This is a genomic window from Frigoribacterium sp. CFBP9030, assembly GCF_034045195.1.
Classification (GTDB): domain Bacteria; phylum Actinomycetota; class Actinomycetes; order Actinomycetales; family Microbacteriaceae; genus Frigoribacterium.
In genome coordinates this window covers 246,122-262,042 of the sequence record NZ_JAXCWG010000001.1, presented here as the reverse complement: position 1 = coordinate 262,042, position 15,921 = coordinate 246,122, and the positions used below count along the sequence as shown (strand labels likewise).

17 protein-coding genes and 1 tRNA gene are annotated in these 15,921 nt (G+C 70.1%); 9 read left to right on the top strand and 9 right to left on the bottom strand.

Annotation, left to right across the window (positions count from 1 at the left end; translation table 11 throughout):
* Positions 1-6: 6 nt before the first annotated feature.
* Positions 7-1,134: a tRNA 2-thiouridine(34) synthase MnmA gene (mnmA, locus tag SOM13_RS01200; RefSeq protein ID WP_320476978.1), complete on the bottom strand. Its 1,128-nt coding sequence runs from the start codon at positions 1,132-1,134 to the stop codon at positions 7-9.
* Positions 1,135-1,193: 59 nt separating this feature from the next.
* Here mnmA and SOM13_RS01195 point away from each other — a divergent pair, with 59 nt between their 5' ends.
* The 3 genes from SOM13_RS01195 to SOM13_RS01185 all read left to right on the top strand — a co-directional run bounded on the left by SOM13_RS01195 (position 1,194) and on the right by SOM13_RS01185 (position 3,350).
* Positions 1,194-2,447, top strand: a complete 1,254-nt coding sequence (locus SOM13_RS01195) for an MFS transporter (RefSeq protein WP_320478675.1) — start codon at positions 1,194-1,196, stop codon at positions 2,445-2,447.
* Positions 2,448-2,517: 70 nt separating this feature from the next.
* A tRNA-Leu gene (locus tag SOM13_RS01190) sits at positions 2,518-2,599 on the top strand.
* Between the two features lie 25 nt (positions 2,600-2,624).
* The gene (locus SOM13_RS01185; RefSeq protein WP_320478674.1) at positions 2,625-3,350 is read left to right on the top strand and encodes a DedA family protein; all 726 of its coding nucleotides are present in this window, start codon (positions 2,625-2,627) and stop codon (positions 3,348-3,350) included.
* A gap of 22 nt (positions 3,351-3,372) precedes the next feature.
* Here the strand turns inward: SOM13_RS01185 and rdgB are convergent, their stop codons facing one another.
* From rdgB to murI, 3 genes are read right to left on the bottom strand one after another with little or no spacing between them, the layout of a single operon-like run.
* The gene (gene rdgB / locus SOM13_RS01180) at positions 3,373-3,960 is read right to left on the bottom strand and encodes an RdgB/HAM1 family non-canonical purine NTP pyrophosphatase (protein WP_192059832.1); all 588 of its coding nucleotides are present in this window, start codon (positions 3,958-3,960) and stop codon (positions 3,373-3,375) included.
* Positions 3,957-4,721 carry a ribonuclease PH gene (rph, locus tag SOM13_RS01175; protein ID WP_320478673.1) on the bottom strand — a complete coding sequence of 255 codons (765 nt, stop codon included), beginning with the start codon at positions 4,719-4,721 and terminating at the stop codon, positions 3,957-3,959. The genes rdgB and rph overlap by 4 nt, the downstream gene beginning before the upstream one ends.
* Positions 4,718-5,602 carry a glutamate racemase gene (murI, locus tag SOM13_RS01170; RefSeq protein WP_192059828.1) on the bottom strand — a complete coding sequence of 295 codons (885 nt, stop codon included), beginning with the start codon at positions 5,600-5,602 and terminating at the stop codon, positions 4,718-4,720. The genes rph and murI overlap by 4 nt, the downstream gene beginning before the upstream one ends.
* Positions 5,603-5,662: 60 nt before the next feature.
* On the opposite strand from murI, the gene SOM13_RS01165 reads away from it, so the two are divergent.
* Positions 5,663-6,952, top strand: a complete 1,290-nt coding sequence (locus tag SOM13_RS01165) for a nicotinate phosphoribosyltransferase (RefSeq protein WP_320478672.1) — start codon at positions 5,663-5,665, stop codon at positions 6,950-6,952.
* 45 nt (positions 6,953-6,997) lie between these two features.
* Here SOM13_RS01165 and SOM13_RS01160 read toward each other — a convergent pair whose 3' ends face one another.
* The 3 genes from SOM13_RS01160 to SOM13_RS01150 form a co-directional block, all read right to left on the bottom strand.
* The gene (locus SOM13_RS01160; RefSeq protein ID WP_192059824.1) at positions 6,998-7,258 is read right to left on the bottom strand and encodes a DUF3039 domain-containing protein; all 261 of its coding nucleotides are present in this window, start codon (positions 7,256-7,258) and stop codon (positions 6,998-7,000) included.
* A 62-nt stretch (positions 7,259-7,320) separates the two neighbouring features.
* Positions 7,321-8,886 (bottom strand): ABC transporter permease, encoded by a 1,566-nt coding sequence (locus SOM13_RS01155; protein ID WP_320478671.1) that lies wholly within the window; start codon positions 8,884-8,886, stop codon positions 7,321-7,323.
* Positions 8,862-10,400, bottom strand: coding sequence for an ABC transporter ATP-binding protein (locus tag SOM13_RS01150; RefSeq protein WP_320478670.1), 1,539 nt, complete (start codon positions 10,398-10,400; stop codon positions 8,862-8,864). The genes SOM13_RS01155 and SOM13_RS01150 overlap by 25 nt, the downstream gene beginning before the upstream one ends.
* A 260-nt stretch (positions 10,401-10,660) precedes the next feature.
* Here SOM13_RS01150 and SOM13_RS01145 point away from each other — a divergent pair, with 260 nt between their 5' ends.
* The 5 genes from SOM13_RS01145 (at position 10,661) to SOM13_RS01125 (ending at position 14,199) form a co-directional block, all read left to right on the top strand.
* Positions 10,661-11,374: a phosphocholine cytidylyltransferase family protein gene (locus SOM13_RS01145; protein ID WP_320478669.1), complete on the top strand. Its 714-nt coding sequence runs from the start codon at positions 10,661-10,663 to the stop codon at positions 11,372-11,374.
* Between the two features lie 57 nt (positions 11,375-11,431).
* Positions 11,432-12,217, top strand: a complete 786-nt coding sequence (locus SOM13_RS01140; RefSeq protein ID WP_192060190.1) for an ABC transporter permease — start codon at positions 11,432-11,434, stop codon at positions 12,215-12,217.
* Position 12,218: 1 nt separating this feature from the next.
* A complete protein-coding gene (locus tag SOM13_RS01135; protein WP_192059818.1) occupies positions 12,219-12,995 on the top strand; it encodes an ABC transporter ATP-binding protein in 777 nt (258 codons plus the stop codon).
* A 9-nt stretch (positions 12,996-13,004) separates the two neighbouring features.
* A complete protein-coding gene (locus SOM13_RS01130) occupies positions 13,005-13,799 on the top strand; it encodes a hypothetical protein (RefSeq protein ID WP_320478668.1) in 795 nt (264 codons plus the stop codon).
* Between the two features lie 118 nt (positions 13,800-13,917).
* Positions 13,918-14,199 (top strand): hypothetical protein, encoded by a 282-nt coding sequence (locus SOM13_RS01125; RefSeq protein WP_320478667.1) that lies wholly within the window; start codon positions 13,918-13,920, stop codon positions 14,197-14,199.
* 15 nt (positions 14,200-14,214) lie between these two features.
* Here the strand turns inward: SOM13_RS01125 and SOM13_RS01120 are convergent, their stop codons facing one another.
* Positions 14,215-14,520 (bottom strand): helix-turn-helix domain-containing protein, encoded by a 306-nt coding sequence (locus SOM13_RS01120; protein ID WP_192059812.1) that lies wholly within the window; start codon positions 14,518-14,520, stop codon positions 14,215-14,217.
* A 97-nt stretch (positions 14,521-14,617) separates the two neighbouring features.
* Positions 14,618-15,901 (bottom strand): CDP-glycerol glycerophosphotransferase family protein, encoded by a 1,284-nt coding sequence (locus SOM13_RS01115; RefSeq protein WP_414655502.1) that lies wholly within the window; start codon positions 15,899-15,901, stop codon positions 14,618-14,620.
* Positions 15,902-15,921 lie beyond the last annotated feature (20 nt).

The window sequence follows — 15,921 nt, the reverse complement described above, 5'->3', positions numbered from 1 at the left end:
GGCTGCTCAGGCGACGACGGCCGGGACCGGCACGGCGCTGACCGTGCGGTCGATGGTGCACTGGCCGAGCACCCGGGTGCCGACGTAGACGACGGCGGTCTGCCCGGGGGCGACTCCGTTGAGGGGTTCGCGAGGTGTGATCACGAGTTCAGTCTTACCCTCGACCACCGACACCCGCGCGACCGCGGGAACGGGATCGGCGTGCGCGCGGATCTGCACATCGCAGTCGAACGCGGTGGTCGGGTCGACCGGCGGCAGACCGGCCCAGGTGAACGAGCCGCCTGCGATCTCCGCGATGTCGAGGGCCTCCTTCGGCCCGACCACGACGGTGTTGTCGACCGGACGCACCTCGAGCACGAACCGGGGCTTGCCGTCGTCCGCCGGGAACCCGATGTTGAGCCCCTTGCGCTGACCGACGGTGAAGGCGTGCGCGCCCTCGTGGCTGCCGATGACGGAACCGCTGCGGTCGAGGATCTCGCCCGTCTCGGCCCCGACCCGGTCGGCCAGCCAGCCGCGGGTGTCGCCGTCGGGGATGAAGCAGATGTCGTGGCTGTCGGGCTTCGTGGCGACGCTGAAGCCGCGCTCGGCGGCCTCGGCGCGCACCTCGGCCTTCGACGGCGTCGCCCCGAGCGGGAACATCGAGTGCGCCAGCTGCTCGGTCGTCAGCACCCCGAGCACGTACGACTGGTCTTTGGCCCACGCGGAGGCGCGGTGCAGCTCGCGATTGCCCTGGTCGTCGGTGAGGATGGTCGCGTAGTGCCCCGTGCAGACCGCGTCGAAGCCGAGGGCGAGCGCCTTCTCGAGCAGGGCGGCGAACTTGATGCGCTCGTTGCAGCGCATACAGGGGTTCGGGGTGCGGCCCGCCGTGTACTCGGCGACGAAGTCGTCGACGACGTCGAGCTTGAACCGCTCGCTGAAGTCCCAGACGTAGTAGGGGATGCCGATCTTGTTGGCCGCCCGTTGCGCGTCCATACTGTCTTCGATGGTGCAGCAGCCGCGGCTGCCCGTCCGCAGGGTGCCCGGCATCCGGCTGAGCGCCAGGTGGACCCCCACGACGTCGTGACCGGCCTCGACAGCCCTCGCTGCGGCGACCGCCGAGTCGACGCCGCCACTCATCGCTGCAAGAACCTTCATCCGACAAGTGTACGCAGCGGACGGGCCCCCGCCGGGGCGGAGCTAGTCTGGCCGACGACATGACCGACTCCGCGCCCGACTTCAGCATGCGGTCGGTGGCTCTGGCCGCCTTCCTCCCCGCGGCCCTGTTCGCGATCGGCGAGGGCGCCATCATCCCGATCATCCCCGTCGTCGCGAGCGGACTCGGCGCCTCCCTGCCGTTCGCCGCGTTCGTCGCGGCGCTCATCCTCGTGGGCGAGCTGATCGGCGACATCCCGAGCGGCTGGCTGGTCTCGCGGGTCGGCGAGCGCAGCAGCATGATCGGCGCCTCCCTGGTCAGCATCGGCGGGCTGGTGACCTGCCTCCTCGCCCCGAACGAGGTCGTCCTGGCGATCGGCGTGCTGGTGATCGGTCTGGCGACCGCGGTGTTCGCCCTGGCTCGGCACGCGTTCATGACGAGCTTCGTGCCCGTCGCCATCCGCGCCCGCGCCCTGTCGAGCCTCGGCGGCGTCTTCCGGCTGGGCTACTTCGTGGGGCCGTTCCTCTCGGCGGGGGTGATCGAGCTCACCGGCAGCGTGCAGTCCGCGTTCGTGGTGCACATCGTGGGCTGCCTCGGCGCGGCCGTGTCGCTGCTCGTCCTGCGCGATCCGGCGGCCTCGTTCGGCGAGCGCCCCGCCGCGCGTCGGGCCTCCGACGAGCCCGATCTCGTCGCCCTGGAGCGCCAGGGGCTCTTCGCGACGCTCTGGAGACACCGCGGGGTGCTGGTAAAGCTCGGCAGCGGTGCCGCTCTGATCGGGGCCATGCGCTCCGGCAGGCAGGTCATGCTCCCCCTGTGGGCCGTCAGCATCGGACTCGGGGCGTCCGAGACGGCGATCATCATCGGCGTCGCGGGCGCGGTGGACTTCGCGCTCTTCTACACGAGCGGTCAGATCATGGACCGTTTCGGCCGCCTCTGGAGCGCCGTGCCCTGCATGGTGGGCCTGGGGGTCTCGTACCTGACCCTCTCGCTGACCCACGACCTCGACGCCCGGGTGGGGTGGTTCGTCGCCGTCGCGGTCTTCATGTCGCTCGCCAACGGGGTGGGCAGCGGCATCCTCATGACCCTGGGTGCCGATCTCGCCGACGAGCGCGACCCCGCGCCGTTCCTCGGCGCCTGGCGCTTCACGGGCGACGCGGGCAGCGCCGGTGCGCCCCTGCTGATCTCGGCCGTGACGGCCCTCGTCTCGATCTCGGTGGCCAGCGGCGTGATGGGCGTGCTCGGGCTGATCGGCGCGGCGATCCTGGTGCGCTACGTGCCCCGGTACTCGCCGCACGTGCCCCGGTCGCAGCGGTAGCGCCTCCTGCCCGTCCGGTGCCGGCAGGCGATCGCGTTCCCGTCGAGCGGCTCGCTACACTGACCCTGCCGCGGGAGTGGTGGAATTGGCAGACACGCAGGATTTAGGTTCCTGTGCTTTCGAGCGTGAGGGTTCAAGTCCCTTCTCCCGCACTCGACCCGACCGGAGAACAACCCGATGCTGCCCCTCGTCTCCATCCCCTGGCTCGACCCCGAGTACCTCCTCTCGGCGTTCGGCCCGTGGGCCGTGCTCGGCGTCTGCGTCCTGGTCTTCGCCGAGACCGGACTGCTCATCGGGTTCCTGTTCCCGGGCGACACCCTGCTGATCATCACGGGCATCCTGGCGGCCACGAACCCGGGCGCCCTCGGCATGCCGATCTGGCTGATCGCCGTCTTCATCAGCATCGCCGCCTTCGCGGGGGGCGAGCTCGGCTATCTGATCGGACACAAGGTCGGCCCTCGGATCTTCGAGCGGAAGGAGAGCGGTCTCTTCAGCGTCGCGAACGTGAACCGCACGAACGCCTTCTTCGAGCGGTTCGGCCCGATGGCCGTCATCATCGCGCGGTTCGTGCCGGTCGTCCGCACCTTCGCGCCGATCATGGCGGGCGTCGGCCACATGAGCTACCGCCGCTACTCGCTCTTCAACGCGATCGGGGCGGTCGTCTGGGGAATGGGCATCACCCTGCTGGGCTTCGGCATCGGGCACATCCCCCCGATCGCGGACTTCGTCAGCTCGTACATCGATCTGATCCTGCTCGGCGCGGTGCTGGCCACCGTCGTCCCGATCGCGATCCACTACCTCCACGGCGTGCACCAGGCCAAGAAGACCGGGCCGACCGGCGGATCCGACGACGTCGACCTGTCCGGCGCGTCCGAGGTCTCGGGCATGCCTCACCAGGGCTGACGCCGAGGAGGCGCGGGTCGACTCAGTCCGCCAGCGCCGCCACGTAGGGCGCGATCGCCCGGAACGCCCTCGCACGGTGACTGACCGCGTTCTTCTCGTCGGTCGTCAGCTCGGCCGCGCTCCGGGTCTCGCCGTCGGGGCGGAAGACCGGATCGTAGCCGTGTCCGTTCGAGCCGACCCGCGCCTCCAGCAGGGTCCCCCGCCACTCCCCCGACTCGACGTGCTCGGACGCCTCCTCGCCGGGTACGACGAGCGCGGCCGCGCACGAGAACCAGACGGAGCGGTCGTCGTGGGCCGAGACCTCGCGGAGCAGCTTGTCGATGTTGTCGTCGGCGTCTCGGGTGCCGGCGTAGCGCGCCGAGTGGATGCCCGGCGCGCCGTCGAGGGCGGCGGCCGAGATGCCGCTGTCGTCGGCGAGCGCGGGGAGCCCGGTGTGCTCGGCGGCCGCCCGCGCCTTGATCAGCGCGTTGGCCACGAAGCTGTCGCCGTCTTCGACGGGCTCCGGTCCGTCGTAGGCGACCAGTTCGACGCCCGGCGCCGTCTCGGCCAGCAGCAGTCGGAGCTCGGCCACCTTGCCCTGGTTGTGCGTGGCGATGACGACCTTCGTCACTTGCCGAGCACCTCGAGCTGGATGCGCGTGAGATCGGCGGCGCCCGCGACGGCGAGGTCGAGCAGCTCGCCCAGCTCGCGACGGTCGAAGGGCGCGCCCTCGGCCGTGCCCTGCACCTCGACGAAGAGACCGCTGCCCGTGACCACGACGTTCATGTCGGTCTCGGCGCGGACGTCCTCGACGTAGGCGAGATCGAGCATCGGCTCGCCGTCGATGATGCCGACGGACACGGCCGAGACGCTGTCGGTCAGGGGCGAGGCCTTCTGCGCGATGAACTTCTTCTCGCGACCCCATTCGATGGCCTGCGCGAGAGCCACGTAGGCGCCCGTGATCGCCGCGGTGCGGGTGCCGCCGTCGGCCTGCAGCACGTCGCAGTCGAGCACGATCGTGTTCTCGCCGAGAGCCTTCGTGTCGACGACCGCACGCAGGCTGCGACCGATCAGACGGGAGATCTCGTGGGTGCGACCGCCGATCTTGCCCTTGACGCTCTCGCGGTCGTTGCGCGAGTTGGTGGCCCGCGGCAGCATCGAGTACTCGGCGGTCACCCAGCCCTTGCCCTTGCCCGTGAGCCACCGGGGGACGCCGTTCGTGAACGACGCGGTGCAGAGCACCTTCGTGTCGCCGAACGAGACCAGCGCACTGCCCTCGGCCTGCGAGCTCCAGCCCTTCTCGATGGTGACGGTGCGGAGGTCGTCGACCCGTCGACCGTCGGCGCGGACGATCGTGCTGGTGCTGGTGCTGGTGGTCGTGTCGTCGCTCATGCTGTTCTCCTCGGGCCGGTGCTCGGCCCCTGCTCGGTCGTGCGGGAAGGTCGTGGGGGGAGGTCGATCGCGCCGGTCTCGAGATGGCCGACCCGGGATATCTCGGGCCCCAGGAAGCGCTTGGCGAGACGGAGGAACGACCCCTGGTCGTCGCCGGTCGCCTCGAACTCGTAGCGGGGCACGCTGCCCGCCGGGGCCTCGAGGTCGTGGTCGACGAGGGTGCGGTAGACGTCGGCGGCCGTCTCGTCGGCGCTCGAGACCAGATGGACGTCAGGCCCCATCACGTACTGGATGGCCGCGGACATCAGGGGGTAGTGGGTGCAGCCGAGCACGAGGGTGTCGACCCGGGCGTCGCGGAGCGGGGCGAGGTACTGCTCGGCGACGGCCCGCAGCTCGGCGCTCGACGTGTCGCCCGCCTCGACGAACTCGACGAACCGGGGGCACGCCCGGGTGAAGAGCTCGAGGTCGGCCGCCGCCGCGAAGGCGTCCTCGTAAGCGCGCGAGTTGATGGTCCCCTCGGTGCCGATCACGCCGATGCGTCTCGCCCTGGTCTGCTTGACCGCCGACCGGACGGCGGGCTGGATGACCTCGACGACCGGGATGCCCCGGCCGATCGTGTAGCGCTCGCGAGCGTCTCGGAGGACGGCTGCCGACGCGGTGTTGCACGCGATGACCAGCAGCTTGACGCCCTGCTCGACGAGGTCGTCCATGACGGCGAGGGCGTACTCGCGCACCGTCGCGATCGGCTTCGGTCCGTAGGGCGAGTGGACGGTGTCGCCGACGTAGAGGATGGACTCGCGGGGCAGCTGGTCGATGATGGCCCGGGACACCGTCAGCCCCCCGACCCCGCTGTCGAAGACTCCGATGGGTGCGTCCGTCACGGTCGCCCAGCCTACCCGGCTCGTGCGGTCCGCCCGGCTCGCGCGGCCTAGGCTGAGTCCGTGACCAGTGCACTGCTGACCGACCGGTACGAGCTGACGATGGTCGAGGCCGCGCTCCGCGCCGGCACCGCCCACCGCGACAGCGTCTTCGAGGTGTTCGCCCGTCGCCTCCCCGAGGGGCGCCGCTACGGCGTCGTGGCCGGGACGGGCAGGTTCCTCGACGAGCTGACCCGCTTCCGATTCGGCGACGCCGAGCTGTCTTGGCTCCGCGACGAGCGCATCGTCGACGGCGCCACGATCGACTGGCTCGCCGACTACCGGTTCTCGGGCGACGTGCACGGCTACGCCGAGGGCGAGGTCTATCTGCCCGGCTCGCCGATCCTGGTGGTCGAATCGACCTTCGCCGAGGGGGTCCTGCTCGAGACGCTCGCGCTCAGCGTCTTCAACTACGACTCGGCGGTGGCCGGCGCCGCAGCGCGGATGGTGGCCGCAGCCGACGGTCGCCCCCTCGCCGAGATGGGCTCGCGACGCACCGGCGAGCGGAGCGCCGTGGCCGCCGCCCGAGCCGCCTACATCGCGGGCTTCGACGCCACGAGCAACCTCGAGGCCGGTCGCACCTGGGGCGTCCCCACCATGGGGACGGCCGCGCACGCCTTCACCCTGCTGCACGACAGCGAGGAGGAGGCCTTCCGAGCGCAGGTCGCCACCCTCGGCTCGGGCACGACTCTGCTCGTCGACACCTACGACATCGAGAAGGCGGTCCGCACGGCCGTCGAGGTCGCGGGCACGGGCCTCGGCGCCGTGCGCATCGACAGCGGCGACCTGCCCTCGCTCGTGGCGCAGGTGCGTCGTCAGCTCGACGGCCTCGGGGCCACCGGCACCCGCATCACGGTCACCAACGACCTCGACGAGTACACGATCGCCGCCCTGCGAGCCGCGCCCGTCGACAGTTACGGAGTCGGCACGTCGGTGGTCTCCGGATCCGGGCACCCGGCCGCGGGGATGGTCTACAAGCTCGTCGCCCGCCGGGGCGACGACGGCGCGTGGCTCTCCGTCGCGAAGAAGTCGGCGGACAAGGCGAGCGTCGGCGGCCGAAAGGCTCCCGTGCGGGTGCTGTCCGGCGGCGTCGCCACCACCGAGCTCGTCCGCGTGGGCGACCACGAGACCGCCGACGGTGAACGCGCCCTGCTCGTCCCGCTGGTCACCGGCGGCGTCGTCGACGAGCGCTTCATGGGTCACGCCGGTGTCCAGCGAGCACGCGAGCACAGGCGCACCGCGGTCGCCGAGCTGCCTGCCGGCGCATTCCGCCTCGGTCGCGGCGAACCCGTCATCCCGACCGTCTACGCCTGATCGGGCGAGGGGTGCCCTGGCGCCACGATCAGGTGGTGCGCGGTTCTACTCTTTCGTCATCTTCTCGTAGATGTCGCGGCACGTCGGGCAGACCGGGAACTTCTCCGGGTCGCGACCGGGAGTCCACTTCTTGCCGCAGAGCGCCTTGACGGGCTTGCCGCTCAAGGCGGACTCCATGATCTTGTCCTTCTTGACGTAGTGTGAGAAGCGCTCGTGATCGCCCGGGTCGATGTTCTCCTCGTTGAGGAGCTTCTCGAGTTCGCGATCGAGGACATCGAGGCCACCGCCGGTTTCCGTGTTGCTCATGCCGACCATGGTACGACGCCGGGCCGCACCCGCGTCGAGGGGCTGCCCCTCGGATCGCGCCGTCAGCTGCGGAGAGCGGAGGCCAGCAGCTCGGGCGCGCGCCTCGTGAACACGCGGGAGCCGACGACGACCCCGACGATCAGCACGACCAGACCCACCGCGATACCGGACACCATCGACCACGGACCCGCCGACGTGTCGCCGCCGAAGAGGTCGAGGGCCGCGAAGCAGAGCGCGGGGACGGCCGAGACGAGCGCCCCGCCGATCATCAGCGTCTGGGCGAGCACCGACGACGAGCCGCTCGACTGGGGCTGCTGGAACGGATCGTCGTGCGGACGCACGGTCGCGTAGGGCATGGCCGCCGACATGACGCTGGAGAGGCCGAGTCCGCTGAGCAGCAGGGCGGACCCGATCCCGATCTCCGACCAGAGGGCGCGCCAGTCGCCGAAGGCCCAGACCGCGACGGCGGAGCCGATGACGACGAGAGGGATGCCGATGAGGAGGGGCGGCGCGAGTCGACCGATCCGGTCGGACGACCCCTTCGTGTCGGCGGCCACGTGCAGCCACAGCGCCGTGCTGTCGTAGGCGACGTCGTTGTGCGGCAGGAACCCGACGATCAGGCACATCAGCGGCACCGGGACGAGCGCCAGCCAGTTCCAGCTCACGCCCGCGATGCCCAGCGGGATCACGAGCAGAGGGATGATCGGGATGACGACGAGGGACATCCGGTAACGCGCGTCGCGCATCCAGTACGTCAGGCTCCGGGCGGCCACCGCGCCGATCGGCGTGGCCGGCACGAACTCGAACCATCCGAGACCGCTTGTGTCGTCGTCGAGCTCGGGTTCGGGCCGATCGACGAACGCTCGGGCGACGAGCCCGCGCCAGGCGCACCAGAGCCCCGCCAGCGAGGCCGCCGCGATGAGCGCATCGAACACGACCCGTGCGGTGTCGCCCTCGGCGGCGTGCCCGGGCAGTGCGAGGGCCGCTCCGAACGGCGTCCAGGCGAGGATCCCGGCCAGCACGCCGGTGGGTGCGGAGCCCGTCCAGGAGGCGCGGACCAGATCGACGATCAACGGCACGACGAGCAGGGCCACGAGGACTCCCCCGCCCAGGAGGAACTGCCGCGACCGACGCGAGGTGAGCACGACGGTGTTGAGCGTGGACGAGACCAGCGACAGGAGGAAGGCCGTCGCACCCGCGGCGACGGCGGCCACCACGGCGACGGACGCCGACGCCCCGGTGCCCTCCCAGGCACGGACGTACCCGGGCGACAGCACGACGAGCGCGAAGGCGGGGAGCCCGATGAGGGCACCGAGTGCCAGCCCTGCGGCGGCGGCCGGCTCAGGCGTGCCGACGAGGGCGAGCCGGCGTGGATCGGCCCAGGGCGGGCGCACCCGTGCGAACGGCACGACGAAGTAGCCGAGCAGGAGCAGCGAGCCCCCACCGACGACGAGGGCCCGGACGTCGTCGAGCGACGAACCGCGGAGCCCGCCGGCCAGAGCCGAGAGCGCGGAGGACGAGAGGAGGACGACGAGGACCGAGACGACGGCGGCGAGCAGCGCACGCGTACCGAAGCGCACCGTGTTGGCGATCGTCTGGAGCCTCAGTCGGAGAAGCTCTGCAACCATTCCATGCCCTCCGTGACGGCCCGACCGCCGGCCAGTTCGACGAACGTCTGCTCGAGTGAGCGCCCGGCACGGACCTCGTCGACCGTCCCGCTGGCCAGCACGTGACCGTCGACGATGACGGCGACGCTGTCGCAGATGCGCTCGACGAGATCCATGCTGTGGCTCGACAGGACGACGGTGCCCCCGCCCGCCACGTAGCGCTGCAACACGTCGGTCACGGTCTGCGCCGACACCGGGTCCACCGACTCGAAGGGCTCGTCCAGGACGAGCACCCGCGGCGAATGGATGATGGCGGCCGCGATGGCGAGCTTCTTCGTCATGCCGACCGAGTAGTCGCTGACGAGCCGCCCGAGTGCGTCCTGCAGGCCGAAGGCCGTTGCGAGGTCCGATGTGCGCTTGCGCGCCGTCGATCCGTCGAGCCCCCGCAGAGTCGCCGAGTAGTAGAGGAGCTGAGCACCCGTCAGACGGTCGAAGAGCCGGAGCCGGTCGGGCAGCACGCCGAGGGCGCGCTTCGCTGCGGCCGGATCGGACCAGACGTCGCTGCCGAGCACGCTGACTCTGCCCTCGTCGGGGCGCAGCAGACCGGTGACGATCGACAGGGTCGTGGTCTTGCCGGCCCCGTTCGGGCCGACGATGCCGTAGAACGAACCCGCTCTCACCTCGAGATCGATGCCGTCGACGGCGGTCGTGGCGCCGTAGCGCTTCACGAGACCCGAGATGGACAGGACGACCGGCGCCTCGACGGCCTCCGAGGAGGCGCGGGTCGCCTCGTCGACGACGGGGGCCTCCTGCGCATCGGTCCCGTCGACGGCGACGACCTTCTCGACGTCGGACTCGGACCCGGTCGCCTCGTCTCGGGTGCCGACGACGGGCTCGGGCCCGGTCGCCTCGTCTCGAGTGCCGACGACTGCGTCGGCGTCAGCCCGCACCGCGGTCGTCTCGTCGTCCTCGGAGGCCTCCACGGTCTCGTCGGACTCGACGGCCTCCACGGTGTCCGTGGCCTTGTCGGTGTCCGTGGCCTCGTCGGTGACGGTGTCCTGGTCGGTGTCGGTGGCCTTGTCGGCCTCCAGGGTCTCGTCCGTCTCGGCGACGAGCTCAGCCTCATCACCGGCGACGTCGTCGTCCGCGACGGTGGTCGCGTCCTCCTGCGCCTGAACGGCTGCAGCCTCGCGTGCGGCGAGCTCCTCGGCGGCCGCGCGGGCGGCCGCCTCGGCGGCCCGTGCGCGGGCGTTCGCGGCCCGGGTCGCGGCCGCCTTCTTCGCGGCGGCGGAGCGATCGGCCGCAGAGCGTGGCGTCGCGGGGCGACGCGGAGCACGACCACCTGGTCGGACGGTCGGCGTCGGCGCCACCGCTTCGTCGCCCCCGCGGCCGGTCTCGATGCCGTCGCCGTCCATGTCGTCCCCCTGAATCGCAGTCCCCGTCGTGGTGTCCGTCCGGCCGTCGTCCGAGTCGCCCGAACGGGGCGAGTCGTCGGCGCGCTCGTCGCCCTGTTCGTCGTCCGTCGTCACAGCCATCGGTCAACCGTACCAACGCGCGTGGACCGGCACGGCCTACCGGGGCGCATCACGAATGGGAAACGAAGAGGGTGCGGACACTACCGCCAGAAGCGCCCCCCGCGATAGACTCCCCAGGCACAACGACGTGTCCAGATCGAGACCCCGCGGTGAACACCGCTCGAACACGAGACGGACCCGAGCCAGAGACGGCCGGGATCCTCCGCCGGGTCACCCAGAGAGTCGGCTCGCCCGACCTCGCCCCTGTGAGGAGACAAGACGTGAGCAGAACCGACTCGACAGCACCCCAGCAGGTCGTCATCCTGGCCGCCGGCCTCGGAAGCCGCCTCGGCCGTTCGCTGCCCAAGGCGCTCACCGAACTCAACGACGGCCGCACCATCATGCGTCAGCAGTTCGACAACATCCACGAGGCCTTCGGCCCCGAAGCACGGACCACCGTCGTCGTCGGCTACAAGTTCGAGCACATCGTCGAGGCGTTCCCCTCGGCCGCGTTCGTCTACAACGAGCAGTACGACCAGACCAACACGTCCAAGAGCCTGCTGCGCGCCCTCCGGGCCAGCGCCTCCGGCGGTGTCCTCTGGATGAACGGCGACGTCGTCTTCGACCCCGAGGCGCTCCGCCGCGCCGCACGCCAGGTCCGCGCCGATCAGTCGTTCGTCACCGTCAACACCTCGAAGGTCTCCGACGAGGAGGTCAAGTACACGACCGACGCCGAGGGCTTCATCGCCCAGCTCTCCAAGCAGGTCGTCGGCGGTCTCGGCGAGGCAGTCGGGATCAACTACGTCTCCCGCGCCGACAAGGCCGTCCTGATGCGTCAGCTGAACAAGGTCGACAACCAGGACTACTTCGAGCGTGGCATCGAACTGGCGATCGAGCAGGACGGGCTACTCTTTGAGCCCGTGGACATCTCCGACCTCTACGCCGTCGAGGTCGACTTCGCCGAAGACCTGGAGCGCGCGAACCTCTTCGTCTGATCGACGCAGGTCTGAGGTGGGTGTCCTGATCGACGAAGGACACCCGTGAGCCAAGCCATGATCGAACGTCCGCCGCGCAGCGCCTTCACGCGGTACCGGCAGACGTTGTGGCTCTTGACCACCCGCGACCTCCGTGTCCGCTACTCCACCTCGGCTCTCGGTTACATCTGGTCGATCCTCGATCCGCTGGTCATGGCCGGCATCTACTTCTTCGTCTTCACGGTCGTCTTCGAGCGCGACGTCGGAGAAGACCCCTACATCGTCTTCCTGCTCAGCGGACTCCTGGCCTGGATGTGGTTCAACGGAGCGGTCTCCGACAGCACGAGGGCGTTCATCCGCGAGTCCAAGCTCGTCCGATCGACCAAGATCCCGCGCACCATCTGGGTGAACAGGCTCGTCGCCTCCAAGGGCATCGAGTTCCTCCTGAGCCTGCCGGTCCTCGCGCTGTTCGCCATCGTGGCCAAGGCCGAGCTGCACTGGCAGGTGGTCTACTTCCCCCTGGCCATCGTGATGCAGGCGATCCTGGTCACCGGTGTCGGCCTCATCGTCGCCCCGCTCGTGGTCTTCTTCCGCGATCTCGAGAGGGCCACGAAACTCGCACTCCGGTTCCTCTTCTACGCCTCGCCGATCATCTACGGGACTCAGAACCTCCCCGAGAGCCTCCACCTCCTCGCGGCCTTCAACCCGCTGAGCGGCATATTCGGCTTGTACCGCGCGGCGTTCTTCCCCGACCAGCTGGACCTGCTCGAGGTGCTCGTCGGGGCCGGCATGAGCATCCTCATCCTCGGCATCGGCCTGGTCGTCTTCCGGGCGAGCGAGCGCGCAGTCCTGAAGGAGATCTGACATGCCCGCCCCCAGCGCGACTCGACAGCCCGGCGATCCCGTCATCCGCGTCGAGGGAGTCGGAATACGATTCCGGCGCAACCGCCGCGGTCGTCGCTCCTTCAAGGACCTGTTCGCCGACAGCAGCCGCCGCTCCCGTCCCGGCGAGTTCTGGGCTCTGAGAGACGTCTCCTTCGACGTGCACGCCGGCGAGGCCATCGGTGTCGTGGGCCGGAACGGCCAAGGCAAGTCGACCCTCCTGAAGCTGGTCGCCGAAGTCATCCTGCCCGACACGGGGACGGTCGCGGTCGAGGGCGGGGTCGCACCCCTGATCGAGATCACCGGAGGCTTCGTCGCCGACCTGACGGTGCGCGACAACGTCTACCTGACGGCCGGGCTGCACGGCATGACCCGTGCGGAGATCGACGCGCGGTTCGACGAGATCATCGACTTCGCCGAGATCGCCGCCTTCGTCGACACGCCCTACAAGCACCTGTCGAGCGGCATGAAGGTACGCATCGCCTTCGCGGTCATCTCCCGACTCGAGGAGCCCGTCATCCTCGTCGACGAGGTGCTCGCCGTCGGAGACAAGGCCTTCCGCGAGAAGTGCTACCGCCGCATCGAGGAGATGCTGGCCGCCGGGCGGACGCTCTTCCTCGTCTCGCACAACGAGCGCGACCTCACGCGGTTCTGCACCCGCGGGCTGTATCTCGACAAGGGCGCACTGGTCTTCGACGGCCCACTCGCCGAAGCACTGTCCCGCTACAACTCGGATCATCCTCCCCGGCCCGCGGCGTAAGGTCGAGCGATGCGCCCGAAGCACGATCCGTCGTCCCCCGTGACCCCCGTCGTCCCCGTCGTCCCCGTCGTCCCCGCCCAGGGGACGGAGGTCGAGTCGGGTCGTGACGAATCCGGCGAGGTGTTCGCCGAGTCGCCGTGGCTCCAGCGCCTCGATCGTCTCCTGGCCATCCAGCGACCCGTCGTCGTACGGCACGTCCGGACACTGCGTCGTCGTCACAAGAAGGCGACCCCCGAGAAGCTCATCCGGATCCTCGAGCGCGAGTACCTGACCGCCGTCACGACCGGTGGCGCCGCGGTGGGCGCGAGCGCCGTCATCCCGGGTGTCGGCTGGGGCGTCTCGTTGGCGTTGTCGGGTGTCGAGACCGCGGGGTTCCTCGAAGCCAGCGCCCTCTTCGCCCAGTCGGTCACCGAGGTGCACGGCATCGCCATCACCGATCCCGACCGAGCCCGTGCCCTCGTCATGGCGATGATGATGGGGGCTCCCGGGGCGAGCCTGGTCCGTCAGTTCGCCGGCGAGGCCCTCGGGACGGCGCCGGCGCGATCCGCCTTCTGGGGCGAGCTCGTCACGCAGAAGCTGCCCAAGGCCGCCATCAGCGGTCTCACCGACTCGGTCCGCAAGTCGTTCGTCCGTCGGTTCGCCGCATCGCAGACCGCCACGGTGATCGGGCGGGCCGTCCCGTTCGGCATCGGCGCCGTGGTGGGCGGCACGGGCAACCACCTCCTCGGACGGAAGGTCGTGATGAGCGCGCGCGACGCCTTCGGCCCCGCCCCGCAGTTCTTCGCAGCAGACCTCGACGCCTGAGACCCCCGGGGCCGTCCGCTCCCGTCGTCTCGCCGCTGGCCCATCGCGACCCTCCACAGGAGGACGCCGTCCACAGGCTGGAGGGGCTGACGTCGGTCGCGCTCCTTACCGTGGGGCCATGACCAGTACAGCCACCGCCTACGCAGTCCCCTTCCACGTCGATCGGTCGAAGGCCCCCAGGGTCCATCGTCTGGTCAATGTGGCGGGCGAGCCCGTCCTCGGCATCAGGGTCACCCTCCTCGGGTGCGGGTTGCTCGTCCCCGTCGCCACGAACAGGCTCGACCCCGGCGACGCCCTGTCGGTCAGCGTCATCGCCTCCGAGCTCACGCAGAACTCCATCGCGGTGGTCCGCTGGTTCCGGCCGACGCGAGAGGAGTTCCTCTGGCGGTTCAGCTTCTGATCGCCGACCCCGGGTTCAGCTCGTCCGCCGCGCGGTGCGCTCCTTCACGTAGTCGGCAGCCGTGAAGGTCTCGAGCACGGGCGGGAGGTGCTCCGCTGTCATCCCGGTGACCAGCACCGAAGGGTCGACACCGACCACGACGGCCAGTCTCACGATCGTGTGGAGCACGGGGTTGCCGATCCCGCGCTCGATCTTGCCGTAGTTCGAGACGTTCATTCCCGCCAGGTGCGCCAACTCGTCCTGAGTGAGCCCCAGCCTCTGGCGTTCCTCCCGGACTCGGTCTCCGAAGATGCGGGCGGCGGTCGACGTCGGCTCAGGCATACCTCATGGATACGCGATGCAGCGATCTCTATCCAGATGCTGAATACATCATGCATTCATCCACAGGCGCCTAATGCCTGGCGACTCGTTCCCGTGATCAGGAGTCGATGTCGCCGTCAGCGTCGTCCTGCGCGGGGCGGACGGAGTCGGCGTCGACGGGATGCGTCGCCGCGTACTCGTCCCGCAGCGCGACGAGACGGGCGACCGCGGCCTCGAATCGCTGCGTCGCCATGCCGGGCGTCGTGTCGCCGAAGTGATGCGTGACCCAGTGGTCCAGCCTGCCCCGCGCCTCCGGATCCGCCTGCACGCGATCGACGAGCTCGGCGACATCGCCGGCACCGGCCGCCGTGAGCCATTCCGCATCGCCGAGATACCCTCGCTCGTCGACGTCCGCATCGGGCGACACGGGGCGCGTCACGACGAGGGGCTTGCCGGTCGCCAGCCGGTCGTAGACCATGGCCGAGATGTCGGTGATGGCGACGTCGGCCACGACGAGCTGCCAGCCGAGCTCGGACCCCGAATCGTAGACGTGCTGCGCCGATGGATCGGCGAGGTTAGCGGCGGCGATCGCCTTCACGATGGTCTCGTGCGCCCGCCGGTAGTCGCGGTCGACCACTCCGCTCCGAGGGTGGGGTCGGTAGACGATCCGATGACGGCCGGTCGAGATCAGCGCCGACACGAGGTCCACGCCGTGCGACGCGATCGAGCCGTAGGCGGCCGACGACCGATCGCCCTCCCAGGTCGGGGCGTACAGCACGACGGTCTTGCCGTCGGCCTCGAACGGCACGACACCGGCCACGTGGTCGGCCTGGGGGCGGCCGATCGGCACGGCGCGCTTCTCGAGGTCGTAGTCCCAGAGTTTGGCGGAGAGCCGGTCGAGCGCGGCGTCGCCGGCGACGAAGGCGTAGTCGTAGGCCTTGAACTGGTTCGTCGTCATGTACATCTTGTCGCTCTCGCCGTGATTCACGAAGACGTGCCACATGCGGCCGTAGCGCATCATCTGGAAGTTCTTCGCGTTCTGGTTCACGTAGAGCGTGAGCGCGAGGGGCTGGGAGGCGACGAACGTCTCGAGGTCTGCGACCTGACGGGCGTAGACCACGGGCACCGGCGACTCGGCGAGCAGCTCGACCGTGGCACCGGGAGACCGCGCCACGATGGCGACGGGATAGCGCTCGTTCAGACGCGCCAGGGGGCCGTACCACTGGCGGATCTGGTACATGTTCACGGACGTGTCGGCGAAGTAGACGGCCACCCGCACCGTGCCGTCGAGCGGGGCCCGCCCTGCTGCGTCGGTCCGTTCGAGTGCTCGGCGGCTGCGACGGGACTTCGCGAGTCGACCGACGAGACTCCAGGCGAGCGTGAGGTCACGGGTCAATGCCACAGGGTCGATCTCCGTTCGAG